This is a genomic window from Yinghuangia aomiensis (assembly GCF_039542225.1).
GTDB classification, from domain to species: domain Bacteria; phylum Actinomycetota; class Actinomycetes; order Streptomycetales; family Streptomycetaceae; genus Yinghuangia; species Yinghuangia aomiensis.
This window is the reverse complement of the sequence record NZ_BAABHS010000090.1, coordinates 1-1,324: the sequence shown is the minus strand read 5'-3', so window position 1 is coordinate 1,324 and position 1,324 is coordinate 1. Positions and strand designations below refer to the sequence as shown.

At 71.2% G+C, this 1,324-nt stretch carries 1 protein-coding gene; it reads right to left on the bottom strand.

The window, feature by feature from the left end; translation table 11 throughout:
• Positions 1 to 18: 18 nt before the first annotated feature.
• Positions 19 to 1,083 (bottom strand): IS110 family RNA-guided transposase, encoded by a 1,065-nt coding sequence (locus tag ABEA93_RS41950; RefSeq protein WP_345681283.1) that lies wholly within the window; start codon positions 1,081 to 1,083, stop codon positions 19 to 21.
• Between the last annotated feature and the right edge of the window lie 241 nt (positions 1,084 to 1,324).

Genomic DNA, 1,324 nt, shown 5'->3' with positions numbered 1-1,324 from the left:
TGAAGCTCCTATAGATCGTCAAGTGGTCTGTAGGAGCGGTGGTTGGGTGGTTGGCTGGCGGGTCAGGTGCTTGTAGATCTCGCGGGCGATGAAGCGTTTGAGGCAACGCAGGATGTCTTTCTTGGACAGTCCTTCGGCGGTGCGTCGGGCGACGTAGTCCTTGGTGCGGGTGTCGTAGCGCATGCGGACCAGGGCGATGGTGTGCAGCGCGTTGTTGGCCTGGCGGTCCCCGCCGCGGTTGAGGCGGTGTCGGTGGGTGCGGCCCGAGCTGGCCGGGATCGGGGCGGCAGCACACAAGTGCGCGAAGGATGCCTCGGAGGTGAGCCGGTCCGGGTTGTCGCCCGCGGTGATCAGGAGCTGGGCGGCGGTCTCGGTGCCGACGCCGTGCAGCGCGAGCAGTCCGGGTGCGGCCGCTGCGACCAGCGGCCGTAGTTCGGCGTCCGCGTCGGCGATCTCCCGGGTGAGGTATTGGTGGCGCCGGGCCAGGCGCCGCAGCGCGGTCCGGACCGCGCAGGCCGGGTCGGCGGTGTCCGTGCGGGGACGGGACCGGGCGAGCTGCCTGACCAGCTCGGCGGTGGACAGTCCGCGCAGCCGCTCGCGGACCTCGCCGGGCGCGGTGACGATCAGTGTGCGGATCTGGTTGATCGTCTGGGTGCGGGACTTGACCGCCGAGCGGCGGACCACCCGCAGCGAGCGGACGGCCTCGACGATCCCGTCGCGGGTCTTGGGCGTTCCGGCCGCGCGGCCGGACAGCACGGCGGTCGCAGCCGCGTAGGCGTCGACCGGGTCGGACTTGCCGTTCGCCCGGCGGGCCCGCCTGTCGGGGCGGTCCACGTCGACCACGGTGACCTGGTCCGCCCGCAGGAACCGGGCGAGTTCGGCGCCGTAGGCGCCGGTGCCTTCGACGCCCACGGCAAGCAGTTCGCCGTGCGAGCGCAGCCAGTGAAGCAGCCGGCGGTAGCCGTCGGGGGTGGTGGGGAACGCCTCGGTGGCCAGGTGCCGGCCGACCGTGTCGACGACCGCGGCCTGGTGGAAGTCGGTGTGGGTGTCGACGCCGCCGATCACCGCTATCGCGTCTGCCATGCTGGGAGCTGCTGTCCTTCCGTGCGACGCATGAGGGATCGCACGGGCCGGTCGGGCGGCAGGACAAGACTGTGATGGGACCTTTGGCCGGGCTCCTATGAAGTCACAGGCGCCCGACCGGCCACGTGCATGACGGCACCGCTCGGTAGGCCGACGATTCAACCGCAGGACAGCCGCAGCGTCAGTCAGCTGGGGAGTCAGACCCCCCGAGCGGCGCCATCCACATCCTCACAGTCAGCTG

Coding starts and splice junctions, on each gene's coding strand:
- ABEA93_RS41950 (WP_345681283.1), bottom strand. CDS start 1,083: ATGGCAGACGCGATAGCGGTGATCGGCGGCGTCGACACCCACACCGAC.